Here is a 15,156-nt window from a genome sequence, read left to right as displayed (position 1 = left end):
CTGTCTCATGCATAACTACAGGAATAAACTCTTCGATATTATCAATTCCGGCACTTTGCTCCTGCTCACTTGGTACGACTAGAAAAAATATGAAAACATCTATCGATATCAGGGCCACGGTTGAGCCCGTACCTGACCGCGACGCCAGCAGTAAAAGCTATAGATGCAAAGAAGGAAGAAAAAAATAAAGAGTGACCGCTAAGCGGTCACTGTACTGAACGCCACCAGGGGCGCTTACTTGGGCGGGGGTACTGACAATAGAGTGCTGTGCTTATTCGAGGCCTAATTTAGACCAGATTTCATCAACTTTTTTAACCACTTTTGGATCGCGCTCAATGGGCACTCCCCATTCACGAGTCGTCTCCCCTTCCCATTTGTTCGTTGCATCAAAACCAATTTTTGAGCCCAAACCAGACACGGGCGAAGCAAAATCCAAATAGTCAATTGGAGTATTTTCCACCATCACCGTATCCCGCGCCGGGTCCATACGCGTGGTCATCGCCCAGATCACATCTTTCCAATCCCGGGCATTGACGTCTTCATCGGCGACAATAACAAATTTGGTGTACATAAACTGACGCAGGAAAGACCAGACCCCCATCATGACCCGCTTGGCGTGACCGGCGTACTGCTTTTTCATGGTGACAACGGCGAGGCGGTAAGAGCACCCCTCTGGCGGCAGATAAAAATCGACAATTTCGGGAAACTGTTTCTGTAGGATTGGCACAAAAACCTCATTTAAAGCCTCCCCCAGAATCGCCGGCTCATCCGGTGGGCGCCCGGTGTAGGTGCTGTGGTAAATGGGATCTTTGCGCTGGGTGATCTTCTCCACCGTAAATACCGGGAAGCTATCCACTTCGTTGTAGTAACCGGTGTGATCGCCGTAGGGCCCCTCGTCGGCCATATCCTCAGGGTAGATAAACCCTTCCAGCACATATTCAGCACTGGCGGGCACCTGTAGATCGCTGAGTAAAGCCTCGCAGACTTCTGTCTTATCACCGCGCAACAGCCCGGCAAAGGCATATTCGGACAAGGTATCCGGCACAGGGGTGACCGCTCCCAAAATGGTGGCGGGATCGGCCCCCAGGGCAACGGCTACCGGATAGGGCTCACCGGGGTGTTTCTTACACCAGTCCCGATAGTCCAGCGCGCCGCCGCGATGGCTGAGCCAGCGCATAATCAAGCGGTTCTTGCCGATTAGTTGCATCCGGTAGATACCCAGGTTTTGCCGTTTTTTCTCCGGCCCCCGGGTAATTACCAGTGGCCAGGTGACCAGCGGCGCCGCATCCCCCGGCCAGCAGGTCTGAATGGGCAGTTTGTGCAGATCGACCTGATCCCGCTCAAGCACTACCTGCTGACAGGCTGCAGCCTTTACGACTTTGGGCCCCATATTCAGGACCTGCTTGAAGACCGGCAACTTCTCCCAGGCATCGCGCAAATTTTCCGGCGGTTGTGGCTCTTTGAGAAACGCCAACAGCTCCCCCACTTCGCGCAGCTCGGCGACACTCTCCCTTCCCATTCCCAGGGCCACTCGCTCTGGGGTGCCAAAGAGATTGGCGAGTACCGGGGTATCAAAACCTATCGGATTTTCAAACAGCAACGCAGGCCCCTCGGCGCGCAATACCCGATCGGAAATCTCTGTCATTTCCAAAACCGGGTCAACGGGGTGCTTGATGCGTTTTAACAGGCCGCGCTTTTCCAGCAACTTAATAAAGTCGCGTAGATCTTTATATTTCATGGGCTAACAGGGCGTGACGATAAACCAGAGCACAGTGTAAAACAGAAGGCGCAAGATGGGTAACAACACTCCAATTGGAGCGCAGAACAGGCGGGAGGGGGTCGCGGCTCGCAAGCCTAAGCTGCGAGCCGCTGAAATAATAAGCTTATTACAGCTTAGAAGCGGGGGCGACGCGGACGATCTTCGCGAGGCTTCGCTTCGTTAACGCGGATGTTACGGCCAGACAGCGGTTGGTCGTTCATCTCTTCGATAGCTTTACGCGCTTCATCGTCGTTAGGCATTTCTACGAAACCGAAGCCTTTAGAGCGGCCAGTCTCACGGTCGGTGATAACAGTAGCCCGAGAGATCTCTCCGAACGCACCGAAAGCTTCGTGCAGGTCGTCAGAGGTTACCGCGTAGGCCAGATTTCCAATATAGATATTCACAAAAGGTTCTCACTAGGTGTGTGGGCTGTCGTGCAGTCACAAATGGATAACCAGCTCCACCAGATTAACCATTTGAGATTGGCCCTTTGCGGAGAGACTCCTGGGCCAATTCAGTCAGGCGCGTTGCCTAAAATCCATATCAAGCGCCACAATGTGGAACTTTATATGCCTTATGGCTCGCCTTTTCAACAGTAATAGGCGCAATTCATCGCCTTATTCTGTCCCAAATAAATAAAGAGCGCCTTTTTAGGCGCTACTTTATATACAAAAATTATTTCCGTTTCATGGATAGGAAGAATTCATCATTTGTCTTGAAATCTTTCAGCTTATCCACTAAGAATTCTGTCGCTGCAACATCTTCCATATCGTGCAGTAGCTTGCGCAAAATCCACACTCGCTGCAACTCGCCCTCAGGCATTAACAGCTCTTCCCGACGCGTGCCGGATCTGCGCACATTAATGGCCGGATATACGCGTTTTTCTGCGATCTTACGATCCAGCTGCAACTCCATATTACCGGTACCTTTAAATTCCTCGAAAATCACTTCGTCCATTTTCGAGCCGGTATCGATCAGTGCAGTAGCAATAATAGACAGACTTCCGCCTTCTTCAATATTTCGCGCAGCACCAAAGAAGCGCTTCGGACGCTCGAGGGCGTGGGCATCAACACCACCGGTCAATACTTTACCGGAACTGGGAACAGTTGTGTTGTAAGCGCGGGCCAGACGGGTGATCGAGTCGAGCAGGATAACCACATCCTTCTTGTGCTCAACCAGGCGCTTGGCCTTTTCAATCACCATTTCTGCCACCTGTACGTGGCGCGCGGGCGGCTCATCGAAGGTTGAGGCCACCACTTCACCGCGCACCGAGCGCTGCATTTCTGTCACTTCCTCGGGGCGCTCATCGATCAATAATACGATCAAATGGCACTCTGGATTATTGCGCGTAATGGCCTGTGCCATATTTTGCAACATAATCGTTTTACCGGCCTTCGGCGGTGCAACAATCAAGCCGCGCTGGCCTTTTCCGATCGGGGCAACAAGATCAATAATACGACCAATCAAGTCTTCGGAGGAGCCATTTCCGCACTCGAGAGTGAGGCGATCGTTGGGGAAAAGAGGAGTGAGGTTTTCGAAAAGAATTTTGTTACGTGCGTTTTCCGGCTTGTCAAAATTAATTTCGTTAACTTTTAATAAGGCAAAATATCTTTCACCTTCTTTTGGTGGGCGAATCTTTCCGGAAATTGAGTCACCCGTACGTAAATTAAATCGGCGAATCTGACTTGGAGATACATATATATCATCCGGTCCCGCGAGATAAGAAGAGTCAGCGGAACGCAAAAATCCAAAACCATCTTGAAGGATTTCTAATACGCCGTCGCCATAAATATCTTCACCGCTTTTGGCGTGGCGCTTGAGAATATTGAAAATAATATCCTGCTTGCGCGAACGGGCCAGATTTTCCAGGCCCATGCCTTTGGCTATTTCAATCAACTCTTCAATGGGTTTGGTTTTTAATTCGGAGAGATTCATACCAATTGCTTATTAATGTTTCTGTTGTCATTTGGCGCGGACACGCCTGAAATTATGAGGAGGGGTTTGATATTTAGAGATTAGCTCGTCTATTTGCCCAAAACACCCAGGTACATTTTCCCACCAAAACCACGATACTCAGTAAACTTATGCTCCCCATAATCAATTTATGGAGCATTATCAGAACAAGTTCAACTCGAGGAGTACACGCACCGGGAATGGTCTGGGACCCTGTGGAGGGGCGTCTTTGTCAGCTCGTCTCACCTATTTCAAGACCGCTGAACTATTTCAGAATTACAGCCAGTATAACGGGTGTTTCCCATCCTGCAAAGAAATTTACCCCCTTTGCAGGATGAAAGCGACAGCCTTACAGCTGGCTATCGATAAATTCGGTCAGTTGAGCGCGGGACAGTGCGCCGACTTTAGTACCTTCGACATTGCCGCCTTTGAACAGCAGCAGGGTGGGGATACCGCGAACATTGTATTTTGCCGGGCTCTCTTTGTTGGCATCAACGTCCACTTTGACGATCTTCAACTTATCGCCGTACTCACCCGCCAGGTCTTCCAGCACTGGAGCGATCATCTTGCACGGACCGCACCACTGTGCCCAAAAGTCTACCAGCACCGGGCCTTCAGCCTTGAGAACTTCTGCTTCGAATTCAGCGTCAGATACGTTGATGATTGAGTGCTCGCTCATATTGTATTCCTGTTCTTTAGTTACTCGATGCGGGGCGGCGCCAACACATCTTCTCACGGTCACAGCGGTGGTTGTACAGCTGCGATGCACCATTGCTCCCAAAATTGGGGCGCACAGTGAAATTTCAAGCCTCTCCTGCCAACAGACTTACGTCTGTTCCAGAAAGCGCTGCAAAATCTCATCGATATAGTCAAAACCAAAGGCACTGGCAGCAATGCGCTTATCTAAACACGCCACAAGTTCCATCGCCGTCAGCGCCGGCCACTGTTTTTGCAGCTCGGACAGTGGCAGGCCGGTATAGCGGGTAAAAATCTCGCTGGGAACACCATCCACCAGGCGCAGGGCATTCATCAGAAACTCCAGGGGCAAATCCTCGCGCTCAATCCTATCAGTATGAGGTTGCGATAAGGTGCTGTGCAGCAACCCGGGCTGCTGTCGGGCAGTGGACAGATAATCCCGGGGCGTGCGAGTGCGCCGACTGCGCAGAATTTGCCCCGTTTCGGCTAAAGTTACCTTGCCGTGAGCGCCGGCACCAATACCTAAATAGTCGCCAAAAGACCAGTAGTTGATATTGTGACGGGACTCAAGCTGGGGCTTGCTATAAGCCGACACCTCGTAGCGGCGATAGCCCTCCGCCGCAAGCAGCTCACGTCCACTGCCCTGCATACTGGCGATCAGCTGGGAGCCGGGGGTAACCGGTGGCGCACTGTAAAATGCCGTATTTGGCTCAATGGTGAGCTGATACCAGGAGATATGTTCAGGCGCCAGGGCAATTGCCCGGCGCAAATCGTCGAGAGCTTCCGCCTCGCTCTGCTCCGGCAGTCCGTGCATCAGATCGAGGTTAATATTGTCGAAGCCGGCGCGGCGCGCCATTGCCAGAGCGCCCTCGGCCTCCGCCCCGCTGTGAATACGTCCCAGCTGTTGTAGCTGATGGGAATCGAAGCTCTGCACACCAATAGACAGGCGGTTGACCCCGGCGGCCCGGTAGCCGGTGAACTTGGCCTGTTCAAACGTGCCGGGATTGGCCTCCAGGGTTATCTCAATCCCCTCGGCAAAGCCCACCACCTGCTCGGCCGCCGCCAGAATCTGCCCAATGGCCTGGGGGGAAAACAGACTCGGGGTACCGCCGCCAAAAAAGATGGACTGCAATTTACGCCCCTGTACCCAGGGCCGCTGGCTCAGCAGGTCCAGGCGCAGCTGCTCCACATAGTCAGATTCCGGCAGGGCGTAGTCTGAATTGGCCCGGTCCCGATCAACCTGATGGGAGTTAAAGTCACAGTAGGGGCATTTGCGCACGCACCAGGGGATATGGATATACAGGCTGAGCGGCGGCAGCTGTAATGCCGTATTGTGATCAGACAAAGTCAGCACCCTGCATATTCTGCTGCCACAGAAGTTCAAACTGCACCATGGCCTGGGCCCGGTGGCTCAGCTGATTCTTGCGCTCCCTCGGCAGTTCAGCGGAAGTCATTCCCTCAGATGCGACAAAGAACAGTGGATCGTAGCCAAAGCCCTGCTCACCTGCGGGCTCGCGCAAAATTGTCCCGCTCCACTTGGCGCTGCATACCAGGGGCACCGGGTCATCCCATTGGCGCACAAAAGCCAGTGCGCAGTGGAAGCTGGCAGAGCGCTGCTTTTCCTCGATATCCTGTAGGGCTTCCAATAGCTTTGCGTTATTTTTCTCATCGCTCGCCCCGGCGCCCGCATAGCGCGCGGAGTAGATGCCCGGAGCACCGCACAGGGCATCCACCGCCAGACCCGAGTCATCCGCCAGTGCCGGCAGGCCACTGATGCGGCTGGCGTGGCGCGCTTTGATCAAAGCATTTTCAATAAAGCTCAATCCGGTCTCGTCGGCGTCTGTCACCCCAAAGTCAGATTGGGGGACGACTTGTACGTCCCACGAGGCGAACAGCTGTGAAAATTCGCGAAGTTTGCCGGCATTGCCGCTGGCAAGAACAATTTTATTTAGCATATGGTTTCAAATAAAAAGCGGGCCTGGGCCCGCAGTGAATCTTAAAGAGGGGAATTTAGCCTGCGCTCAGCTGGCGGCATCTCGGCGGATTAATCCCGGTCCAGCTTGCGACGGAAGTTGATCGTCTCATTTTTTCCATTGGGCAGTTTGACCTCTACGTTAAAGGTGAGGGTCTCCTCATCCTCAAAGCGCAGTGGCGCGAGATAGTACACCGCCTTGCCCTCGCGGATTTCCTTGAACTCAAGTGGTCTCGACTGCTGAATCAGGTTGGTGGCGGTGCCGGACATCTCGGCGCTGAGACCATGGGTTCCGCCCTCTTTCTTGACCACCGATACATTTACGTAGGCCCGCCCCCTCGCCCGCGCCAGCTGGTACTGACGGGCGATATCCGGCTGGATAAAGTCACTGTTGAATACTGAATAGATCACTCGATAGTCGCCAAAATCGGCATAGTTCTTAATCGTGCGCGCCTCTTGTGCAGCAGCGCCGGCAGACAAGACGAGCAGGGCCACAGATGCAGCCAGGGCAAGGATAGGTTTCACATTCCACCTCCAGTTGTTATAAGCCTCACCTCTCCCAGCAGGTTCGGTGGTCAAATCCGCTCAGTCCCCACGGGAACCCAGCGCTCAATCGGTCCATCACGCCAAGGCCCTCCACTAAAGAGCTGGCGCAAATCTTAGTTTAGCGAGTTAGATGATAGATGGCTGTCTCACCAAACAAATTGGGTAAAAAGTCCTTGAGTATCCGCCCAGCTTTAGACTCGGAAACTACCTGGCGATGCAGAATCGTCCAGCGGTTTTGCCGGCACAGCACCTCAAAGTCTGTAAAAGTACAAAAGTGAATATTAGGCGTGTCATACCATTCATAAGGTAATAAATCGGAAACCGGCATACGCCCGGAAAATGCGAGGTGCCGGCGCGCCTTCCACTGTCCGAAGTTTGGGAAAGTAATGATGCAATCCCGCCCGACCCTAAGCATCTCCTCTACCACCAGGTGGGGCTTGCTCAAGGTCTGTAGCGCCTGGGTCATAACCACGGTATCAAAGCTAGCATCGGCAAAGTTGCCCAGCCCCGTATTCAGGTTTTGCTCGACCACATTGACGCCGCGTGCCACACATCGCTCAATTTGGGCCGGATCAATTTCCAGGCCGTAGCCTTTCACCCCTTTATTGCTTCCCAGCTGTTCGAGCAGCGCGCCGTCACCACAGCCCAGGTCGAGCACCCGGCTCGCAGGAGTAATCCACTCCTGAATAACATCTAAATCTATTCGCATCAGCACACCCCCTCGACGACTTCCGCTGCGACCCGCTGCATATAGGCACGAAAAATCCCCTCATAGCGGGCGTTGGGCAACAGGAAGGCGTCGTGCCCCATAGCCGACTCCACCTCGGCGTAGCTCACAGGAATATCCGCATGCATCAGGGCATCGGCAATTTCCCTGGAGCGCTCCGGCGCAAAGCGCCAGTCAGAAGTGAATGACACCAGCAAAAACCGGCACTTGGCGTGGGAAAAGGCCTCGACCGGGTCATCGCCGTACTCTCGCGCCAAATCGAAGAAGTCCAGCGCCCGGGTCATCAAGATGTAAGTATTGGGATCAAAGGTATTGGAGAAGCTCGCCCCCTGGTAGCGCAGGTAACTCTGTATCTGAAACTCCACCTCTTCATCCGAGCCCCGCTGGAAACTCCCACTGCGCAACTCGCGGCCAAACTTGCGCCCCAGGCCGTCGTCGGAAAGGTAAGTGATATGCCCGATCATACGCGCGACGGCGAGGCCCCGGCGGGGCAGCTTCTCCTCGCGCAGATAGTGGCCGTTACAAAAGTCCGGGTCGGAGGTAATCGCCTGGCGCGCGGTCTCGTTAAACGCAATATTTTGTGCGGATAACTTCATGGCCGAAGCGATAACCACGCAGTGGCGCAGGCGCTCGGGATATTCCAGCGACCAGCGCATCGCCTGCATGCCACCGAGGCTGCCGCCGATAACCGCCGCCCACTGTCGAATGCCCAACACATCTGCCAGGCGCGCCTGGCTGTGTACCCAGTCGCGCACCCGCAGCGGTGGAAAGTCCGGCCCCCAGGCGGCGCCGGTATCCGGGTTGATAGAGACCGGACCGGTAGATCCGTGACAACCGCCGAGATTGTTCAGCGCCACTACGAAGAAACGGTTGGTGTCGATCGGCTTGCCCGGACCGATATAGTGATCCCACCACCCCGGGCGCTTATCCTCGGCGCGGTGCCGCCCCGCAGCGTGATGGTGCCCGGACAGCGCGTGGCAGATCAGGACCGCATTGTTCTTTTCCCGGTTGAGCTCACCGTAGGTTTCGTAAACCAGGGTATAACTCTTGAGTACTCGGCCACAGGCCAGTTCCAGTGGCTCACTAAAGTGATGGCTTTTGGGCTCGACCAGGCCCACGGAGCCGGCATCAGCGTCAGTGGCAATTTGGGCTTCTGAAGAAGCGGTAGGATTTTCCGTCGACAAGGTACTGTATCTGTCAGGTTGAAAGGTGTTGCCCGGCAAATTGCCAAAGCCGCCAGTGAGTGAGAGCACTGCAACTTATAACAAATGCCAGACAGAACCAATATCAATTAACTTCAAGTCGTCTGCGAGGCCTTCAGGGGAGTGACGTTGCGCGCGCGCGGCGCCGGTGCAACGGGTTGCGGTGCCGAGCCGTTGTGCCGCAGCAAATCCTCCAGCGCCACCAGCGCCTTGTCATTGCGCTGCACTTCATCCTCGAGAGTGCGAAGATCTGTGCGGCGGTTGCAGGTTTTCTGCTTCAGCTCTGTCAGCTTAATCAAATGGCGGTTGAGTAACTGCTTTTGATACTGCGCATGTTGCTTGAGCGGCTCGAGGGCGTGCTCCAGCCAGTTTTCCGCCTTGTTACTCATATCCTCGTAAAGCCTGCCCACCTCACTGGCTAGTGTGGTGATAAAGCGCTCGCTGAGACGGTTGCGGCGCGCGAGTAGCAACTGCGGAGAGCGTCTCAACTGCGCCGCTTGGCGGTGCAGTCCCCGCAGCACAAAGCGGAACTTGCGGATGGTGAAATACTGTTCGGCGGTATCGACTTTCTTCAAGCTGGAGCGCTCAAACACCGCATCGAGCAAGCGATTGGCCTGATCCACTTCCCGCTCGAGATTGGACAGTTGGTAGTCGACCCCTTCCATAAAAGTATCGATGGCCTTGGCCAGCCCCATAGGCGTCCAGCGGCGATTGAGGTTAGCCAGGGTATCGTCGATCAGCGCCTGCAACTGCTGTCTGGAAATCGGCGTCAGCAGGGAAGAACTTTGCCGCGCCAGCATTCTCTGGCTCGATTTGAGCGTCAGCAGCTCCTGGTGGCAGAGTTTGTGCTGCTCGCGCACGGTGACCTGTAGCTGCTCCAACTCTGCCAATTGCTCTGCGGTATTGCCGCTATTGCGCTGCAAGTGGGCCAGCGCCGCGCGGCCACTGTTCAGGCGGCGCTTGAGCAGATCGCGGGTATCCGCCATCAAGGTGAGGGCTTGCTGCAGGGAGCGGTGTTCGGCCATTTTTTGGCGGTGTTCCAGCAGGCGCTGCACCAACATCCGCTCAAATTCACCAAAGCGGCTGTTGCGCAACAGATCGGCATCCCGCTGCTGCCGCCCCAACAGGGCCATTTTTGCAGAGACCCCAGCCACGCTCTCCTGCGGCAGAGACAGGAGAGCGGCCACTTCGGCGCGCATGCGCCGCAACAACAACTCGGCATCCTCCTCGGGGTCATCCCAGAGCACATCCATCTTGTTGAGCAGGGCCATCACAGAGGTTCCGCGATGCTCCTGCAAGGGCGCCAGGTGAGTCTCCCACATCCCCATATCGGTACCGCTGACTCCGGCATCGGCCGCCAGCAAAAAGGCGACAGCCTGAGCTCCGGGCAGTGTGCTCAAGGTGAGTTCCGGCTCGTTGCCGAGGGCATTCAGCCCCGGGGTATCGATAATGCGCAAGCCTTGATCCAGCAGCGGGTGCGGCAGGCAGATCAAGGCAAAGCGCCAGGCGGGGATTTCGACAAGATTGCCCTTGCCGTCCAGGTGACGCCGATCGAAACCGTAGCGGGCAGCCTCTTCCGGCATAACCGACTTGGTCGCGGCGACCTTTAGTAAAGTCTCTCGGGTCGCCTCGGGGTCATTGGCATCAAACTCGTGAGTTACCCACTTTTGCGGAATTCGGCGGAAGCTCTCCAGGCTGGTATTCGTCGCCAGGGTCTCAATCGGCAGCAGGCGCAGGCTGGCGCGCTCACTGCCATCACTGAAGATTTCTGTGGGGCACATGGTCGTACGCCCGGGTCTTGAGGGCAGTAAACGCTGGCCGTAGGTTTGCGACAACAGCGCATTGAGCAGCTCTGTTTTCCCCCGCGAAAACTCCCCCACCAAAACCAGAGTGAACTGATCATCGGCGAGCAGGGCGCGGGCCTGTTGTACAACTTGGCAGGCCCCGGCGGAATTGGAGAAATGCTGTTCAAGCCATTGGCTGAAGTGGGCAAATTGGCGATCGAGATTCTTTTTCCAACGGTCGTAGTCGGAAATATGCTGGCGTAAAAGTGCGTCTTCCATTTACGGTGTTCTTGTTATTGAGACCCGGTGACTAGCGACCCGCCCCCGAGATAAAGGGAGCGGCCGTAATCGATAGTATTAAGAGTCTAACACCGCGCAGATGCGATCCAGTGCGCGCGGCTGAAGAAATGTTCAGCCGGTCACATTTTAAAAGCCGGGAATATGCCAGAACAGGCTGTAGACAAAAGCGGGCATATTGGCCATCTGGGCAAAGCCCAATAGCAGTTTGTCGGCCACCGTGAGCAGGATAAAGACAAATATCGGGCTGATATCGATCACCCCCAAAGGCGGAATCAAACGTCGCACAGGACCGCAGAAAGGCTCCAGGAGTTGATGCAGTAAAATCAAAGCCGGATGGCCACTATTGGGGGCAATCCAGCTGGCGACGATGGAGATCAACAGACCGATAAACACCACCGCGATCACCGTGGAGACACAGCCAATCAGCGACCACAGCAGTGCACTGAGGGGATTAACCAGGCCGTAACCTGCGATCGTGGCACAAGCCATAATCATGGCCCAACCGACTAACAGTGCCAGCACCAGCGAGGCCATATCGATACCAAAAAGTCCCGGTACCACTTTGCGCAGCGGCAACAGTAAAGGGTTGGTCACCTTCACAACGCCCTGGGATAAGGGGTTGTAAAAATCCGCACGGCCCAGCTGCAACAAGAAACGCAATAACACGGCGAAAAGGTACAAAATGCCCAGTATGCCCACGACATAAACGCCGATACTGCTAAAGGTATTGACCATGAATAAACCCTAAACAAAAAGATTTTCAGCAGCCACCGCTGCACCTATCCAACTGGAGCGGTAGCTTTACCGATCCAACTCCTTTGCCATTTCCGCCGCCCGCTCTTCGCAATCGCGCATGGCGCTGGCAACCAACTGGGGCAAGCCGCCCTGTTCAAAGCGCTGCACCGCGCGCTCGGTAGTACCACCTGGAGACATCACGTTGCGCTTCAATTGGGCGACATCCACATCGCTGGCGACCGCCAGTTTGGCGGCGCCCAGGGCAGTTTGCAACACGAGGCGCTGCGCATCCGCGCGGGCGAGGCCACCGGCGGAAGCGGCGTCGATCATCGCCTCCATAAACTGGAAAAAGTAAGCCGGTGCCGATCCCGCGACCGCAATCACCTGGTCGATGCCGCGCTCCTCATCGACCCAGTAGGAGATACCTACCGCAGCGACGATGCGCTCGGCAGTGACTCTCTGCTCGTCACTCACTTTGGTATCGGCATAGAGACCGGTAACTCCGGTTTGAACCAGTGCCGGGGTGTTGGGCATAGCCCGAACGATAGGAAGGTGCGCACCCATCCAGCGGTGGTAAGCCGCCAGCGGAATACCTGCGGCAAAAGTGATAATCAGCGGTGCGCGATCTGCCAGGTGAGGTTGTAGCCCCTCACAGAGCTCCCGCATCACCTGTGGCTTCACCGACAGCACAATCACATCGGCATCGGCGATAGCGGCAATATTATCGTCGCTAACGGCTACCCCATGGCTCGCGGCAAAGGTATTGAGCTTGTCCCAATCCCGGCCTGTGGCAGTAATCTGCTCTGCGGGATACCCAGAGGCCACCAAACCGCCGATGACTGCACCCGCCATATTGCCGGCACCACCAATAAAAACCATTTTAGGGCTCACTGTACTCACTTATATCACCTTGGGCGGTTGCAAAATTTTGTCGCTGCTCCCCTATCGAAGCACCCCGCTAATATGTGGCCGCCGGATTCAAATAACAAGAGAGCCCAGCTGGCTCCCACGAAGAGAAGAGTATGCACAGGGGGTGGCGCTCACTGCGAGCAGCACTGCCAGCGGGTACTCGAAGATGTACCCGCCACCATCGCTATCAGGATATGCACTCGGCCAGCTTCGGGGGCTGAGACCTAGACGGTAAAGGCCTCTGTATCGGCAGCCGTTTTGGCGAGGGAACTCAACGCCACAAAGTCGAGTGCGCCGGCGGCTCACCTTTAAATAAAGAGCATCAGTCTAAATAAGCGCTAGCTGCCTGCTCCCAGGAAAAGAAAACGGCCCTAACGGCCGTTTTCTTTTCGAGTTAAGCGCTTTAAGGCCCGTCTGCATAACCGAACAGAAAGGGAAAGATTTCCACAATCGCAATCAGGTTGAGGGCAATCGCCGTAAGCCACAGCCAATAGCGCCTATCATCGCCAAATATCCCAGTAACTGCTGAGTTCATAAAACTGGTAATCAGCGAAATTTTGGGGGAGACAAAGGAGAGCAGACAAATAAAAGCCAACCACTCCAGCGCCACCCAGGTCACCAGTACACTATTCGTTACAGACAGAGACAGTACCGCACACAGGGTCAAAAGCAGCAGTACTACATCTACAGTCCCAGATTTTGTCATTCCATTTACCAAAAATATACTTCCGTACTAACTCTGTTGTGCAGAATAGTTTCGCGCCCCAAAAATATCTGTGCCGATGCGCACAATGGTGGCGCCGCAGGCGATAGCGGCCTCCATATCTCCAGACATGCCCATAGACAGGGTATCCAGGGTCTGCTGGGGAAGCTGTTTGCGCAAGCCTTGCAGTAGCGCTGCCAGGCGGGTAAATGGCTCGCGCTGTTCCACGGCGCCCTCGCGGGCTGCGGGGATCGCCATCAGACCGCGCAGACGCAGCCCCGGCAATCTCACCACTTCAGCCGCCAGAGCGGCCAAATCCTGTGGGGCTATGCCAGACTTGCTCTGCTCGCCATCGATATTCACCTGCAAGCAGATATTGAGCGGTGCTATATGAGCGGGGCGCTGTGCCGATAGGCGCTGGGCGATTTTCAGGCGGTCCACCGTGTGCATCCAGTGAAATCGCTCTGCCACCGCGCGGCTTTTATTCGATTGCAGTGGCCCAATAAAGTGCCAGTGAATGTCCAGGTCGGACAGGGCATCTTGTTTCTCCAGAGCCTCCTGTAAATAATTTTCACCAAAGTGCCGCTGACCTGCGGCAAAAGCGCTGCGCAAGTCCTCCGCCGGCCGAGTTTTGGAAACCGCCAACAAGGTGATTTCTGCGGGGTTGCGATCGCAGTTGTTGCAGCATGTCACAATCCGCTCACCTACTGCATTCAGGTTTTCGACGATTGTCTCTTTGCGCATATACTGGGGCCCTTACCGATTTGAGCGGCGATTTTACCTGAGCCCAAACAAGAACCCTAAGGTAGCAGTATGGATATCACTGAACTCCTCGCCTTTAGCGCCAAGCAAAACGCCTCCGACTTGCACCTCTCGGCGGGCCTGCCGCCGATGATTCGCGTCGATGGCGACGTGCGCCGTATCAACCTGCCATCCATGGAGCACAAGCAGGTACACAGCCTGATCTACGAGATCATGAACGACAAGCAGCGCAAGGATTACGAAGAACTGCTGGAGACAGACTTCTCTTTTGAAGTCCCCGGTGTCGCCCGCTTTCGTGTGAATGCCTTTAACCACAACCGGGGCGCCGGCGCGGTATTCCGGACCATTCCCTCCAAGGTTCTCACCATGGAAGACCTGGGCATGGGCCAGGTGTTCAAGCAGATTTCAGATACCCCCCGCGGCCTGGTGCTGGTAACCGGGCCCACAGGTTCCGGTAAGTCCACCACCCTGGCGGCGATGATGGACTATATCAACGACAACAAATACGAACACATCCTCACCATTGAGGACCCGATCGAATTTGTGCACGAATCCAAAAAGTGCCTGGTGAACCAGCGTGAAGTACACCGGGATACCCACGGCTTTGCCGAAGCCCTGCGCTCTGCACTGCGTGAAGACCCGGACATTATTCTCGTCGGTGAGATGCGGGACCTGGAGACCATTCGCCTGGCGCTGACAGCGGCAGAGACCGGTCACTTGGTATTCGGCACCCTGCACACCACTTCCGCCGCCAAAACCATTGACCGTGTGGTGGATGTATTCCCGGCGCAGGAGAAAGCCATGGTGCGTTCAATGCTGTCAGAATCCCTACAGGCGGTTATCTCCCAGACGCTAATGAAGAAAACCGGCGGTGGCCGGGTCGCCGCACACGAAATTATGCGTGGTACCCCGGCTATCCGTAACCTGATCCGCGAAGACAAAATCGCGCAGATGTACTCGGCCATCCAGACCGGTGCCAGTGTCGGTATGCAGACCATGGACCAGTGCCTGGAAGACCTGGTGGCGCGGCGTATCATCAGCCGCGAAGTGGCGCGCGAAAAAGCCAAGATGCCGGAAAACTTCTAAACGGCCCCAAATCCGCCCCCCA

The 15,156-nt window shown here is 55.3% G+C and carries 15 protein-coding genes; 1 reads left to right on the top strand and 14 read right to left on the bottom strand.

Features of this window, described 5'->3' with window-relative positions; all coding sequences use genetic code 11:
- Window positions 1-271: 271 nt before the first annotated feature.
- The 14 genes from ubiD to ACJJIK_RS16045 form a co-directional block, all read right to left on the bottom strand.
- Window positions 272-1,738, bottom strand: a complete 1,467-nt coding sequence (gene ubiD, locus ACJJIK_RS16110) for a 4-hydroxy-3-polyprenylbenzoate decarboxylase (protein ID WP_444929301.1) — start codon at window positions 1,736-1,738, stop codon at window positions 272-274.
- Window positions 1,739-1,893: 155 nt separating this feature from the next.
- Window positions 1,894-2,163 carry an RNA recognition motif domain-containing protein gene (locus ACJJIK_RS16105; RefSeq protein ID WP_020413665.1) on the bottom strand — a complete coding sequence of 90 codons (270 nt, stop codon included), beginning with the start codon at window positions 2,161-2,163 and terminating at the stop codon, window positions 1,894-1,896.
- Window positions 2,164-2,434: 271 nt separating this feature from the next.
- On the bottom strand, window positions 2,435-3,694 hold the full coding sequence (gene rho, locus ACJJIK_RS16100) for a transcription termination factor Rho (RefSeq protein WP_444920731.1): 1,260 nt from the start codon (window positions 3,692-3,694) through the stop codon (window positions 2,435-2,437).
- A gap of 367 nt (window positions 3,695-4,061) precedes the next feature.
- Window positions 4,062-4,391 carry a thioredoxin TrxA gene (trxA, locus tag ACJJIK_RS16095; protein ID WP_444929300.1) on the bottom strand — a complete coding sequence of 110 codons (330 nt, stop codon included), beginning with the start codon at window positions 4,389-4,391 and terminating at the stop codon, window positions 4,062-4,064.
- 147 nt (window positions 4,392-4,538) lie between these two features.
- A complete protein-coding gene (gene hemW, locus ACJJIK_RS16090; protein WP_444929299.1) occupies window positions 4,539-5,753 on the bottom strand; it encodes a radical SAM family heme chaperone HemW in 1,215 nt (404 codons plus the stop codon).
- Window positions 5,746-6,363 (bottom strand): RdgB/HAM1 family non-canonical purine NTP pyrophosphatase, encoded by a 618-nt coding sequence (gene rdgB, locus ACJJIK_RS16085; protein ID WP_444943336.1) that lies wholly within the window; start codon window positions 6,361-6,363, stop codon window positions 5,746-5,748. The genes hemW and rdgB overlap by 8 nt, the downstream gene beginning before the upstream one ends.
- Window positions 6,364-6,452: 89 nt before the next feature.
- Window positions 6,453-6,905 carry a DUF4426 domain-containing protein gene (locus ACJJIK_RS16080; RefSeq protein ID WP_444929297.1) on the bottom strand — a complete coding sequence of 151 codons (453 nt, stop codon included), beginning with the start codon at window positions 6,903-6,905 and terminating at the stop codon, window positions 6,453-6,455.
- Between the two features lie 139 nt (window positions 6,906-7,044).
- Complete coding sequence (metW, locus tag ACJJIK_RS16075; RefSeq protein WP_444929296.1) at window positions 7,045-7,635, bottom strand: methionine biosynthesis protein MetW; 591 nt, start codon at window positions 7,633-7,635, stop codon at window positions 7,045-7,047.
- Window positions 7,635-8,798, bottom strand: a complete 1,164-nt coding sequence (gene metX, locus ACJJIK_RS16070) for a homoserine O-succinyltransferase MetX (protein WP_444932367.1) — start codon at window positions 8,796-8,798, stop codon at window positions 7,635-7,637. The genes metW and metX overlap by 1 nt, the downstream gene beginning before the upstream one ends.
- Window positions 8,799-8,950: 152 nt before the next feature.
- Window positions 8,951-10,918: a dynamin family protein gene (locus ACJJIK_RS16065; protein ID WP_444929295.1), complete on the bottom strand. Its 1,968-nt coding sequence runs from the start codon at window positions 10,916-10,918 to the stop codon at window positions 8,951-8,953.
- Between the two features lie 147 nt (window positions 10,919-11,065).
- Window positions 11,066-11,674 (bottom strand): YggT family protein, encoded by a 609-nt coding sequence (locus ACJJIK_RS16060; RefSeq protein WP_444929294.1) that lies wholly within the window; start codon window positions 11,672-11,674, stop codon window positions 11,066-11,068.
- Between the two features lie 66 nt (window positions 11,675-11,740).
- Complete coding sequence (gene proC, locus ACJJIK_RS16055; protein WP_444929293.1) at window positions 11,741-12,574, bottom strand: pyrroline-5-carboxylate reductase; 834 nt, start codon at window positions 12,572-12,574, stop codon at window positions 11,741-11,743.
- 412 nt (window positions 12,575-12,986) lie between these two features.
- Complete coding sequence (locus ACJJIK_RS16050) at window positions 12,987-13,289, bottom strand: hypothetical protein (protein WP_444929292.1); 303 nt, start codon at window positions 13,287-13,289, stop codon at window positions 12,987-12,989.
- A 27-nt stretch (window positions 13,290-13,316) separates the two neighbouring features.
- Complete coding sequence (locus ACJJIK_RS16045) at window positions 13,317-14,030, bottom strand: YggS family pyridoxal phosphate-dependent enzyme (RefSeq protein WP_444943335.1); 714 nt, start codon at window positions 14,028-14,030, stop codon at window positions 13,317-13,319.
- Between the two features lie 69 nt (window positions 14,031-14,099).
- Here ACJJIK_RS16045 and ACJJIK_RS16040 point away from each other — a divergent pair, with 69 nt between their 5' ends.
- On the top strand, window positions 14,100-15,134 hold the full coding sequence (locus ACJJIK_RS16040) for a type IV pilus twitching motility protein PilT (protein ID WP_444929290.1): 1,035 nt from the start codon (window positions 14,100-14,102) through the stop codon (window positions 15,132-15,134).
- Window positions 15,135-15,156 lie beyond the last annotated feature (22 nt).

The organism is Microbulbifer regidiadema (SeqCode) (assembly GCF_052466995.1).
This window is presented reverse-complemented; position numbering and strand designations above follow the sequence as displayed.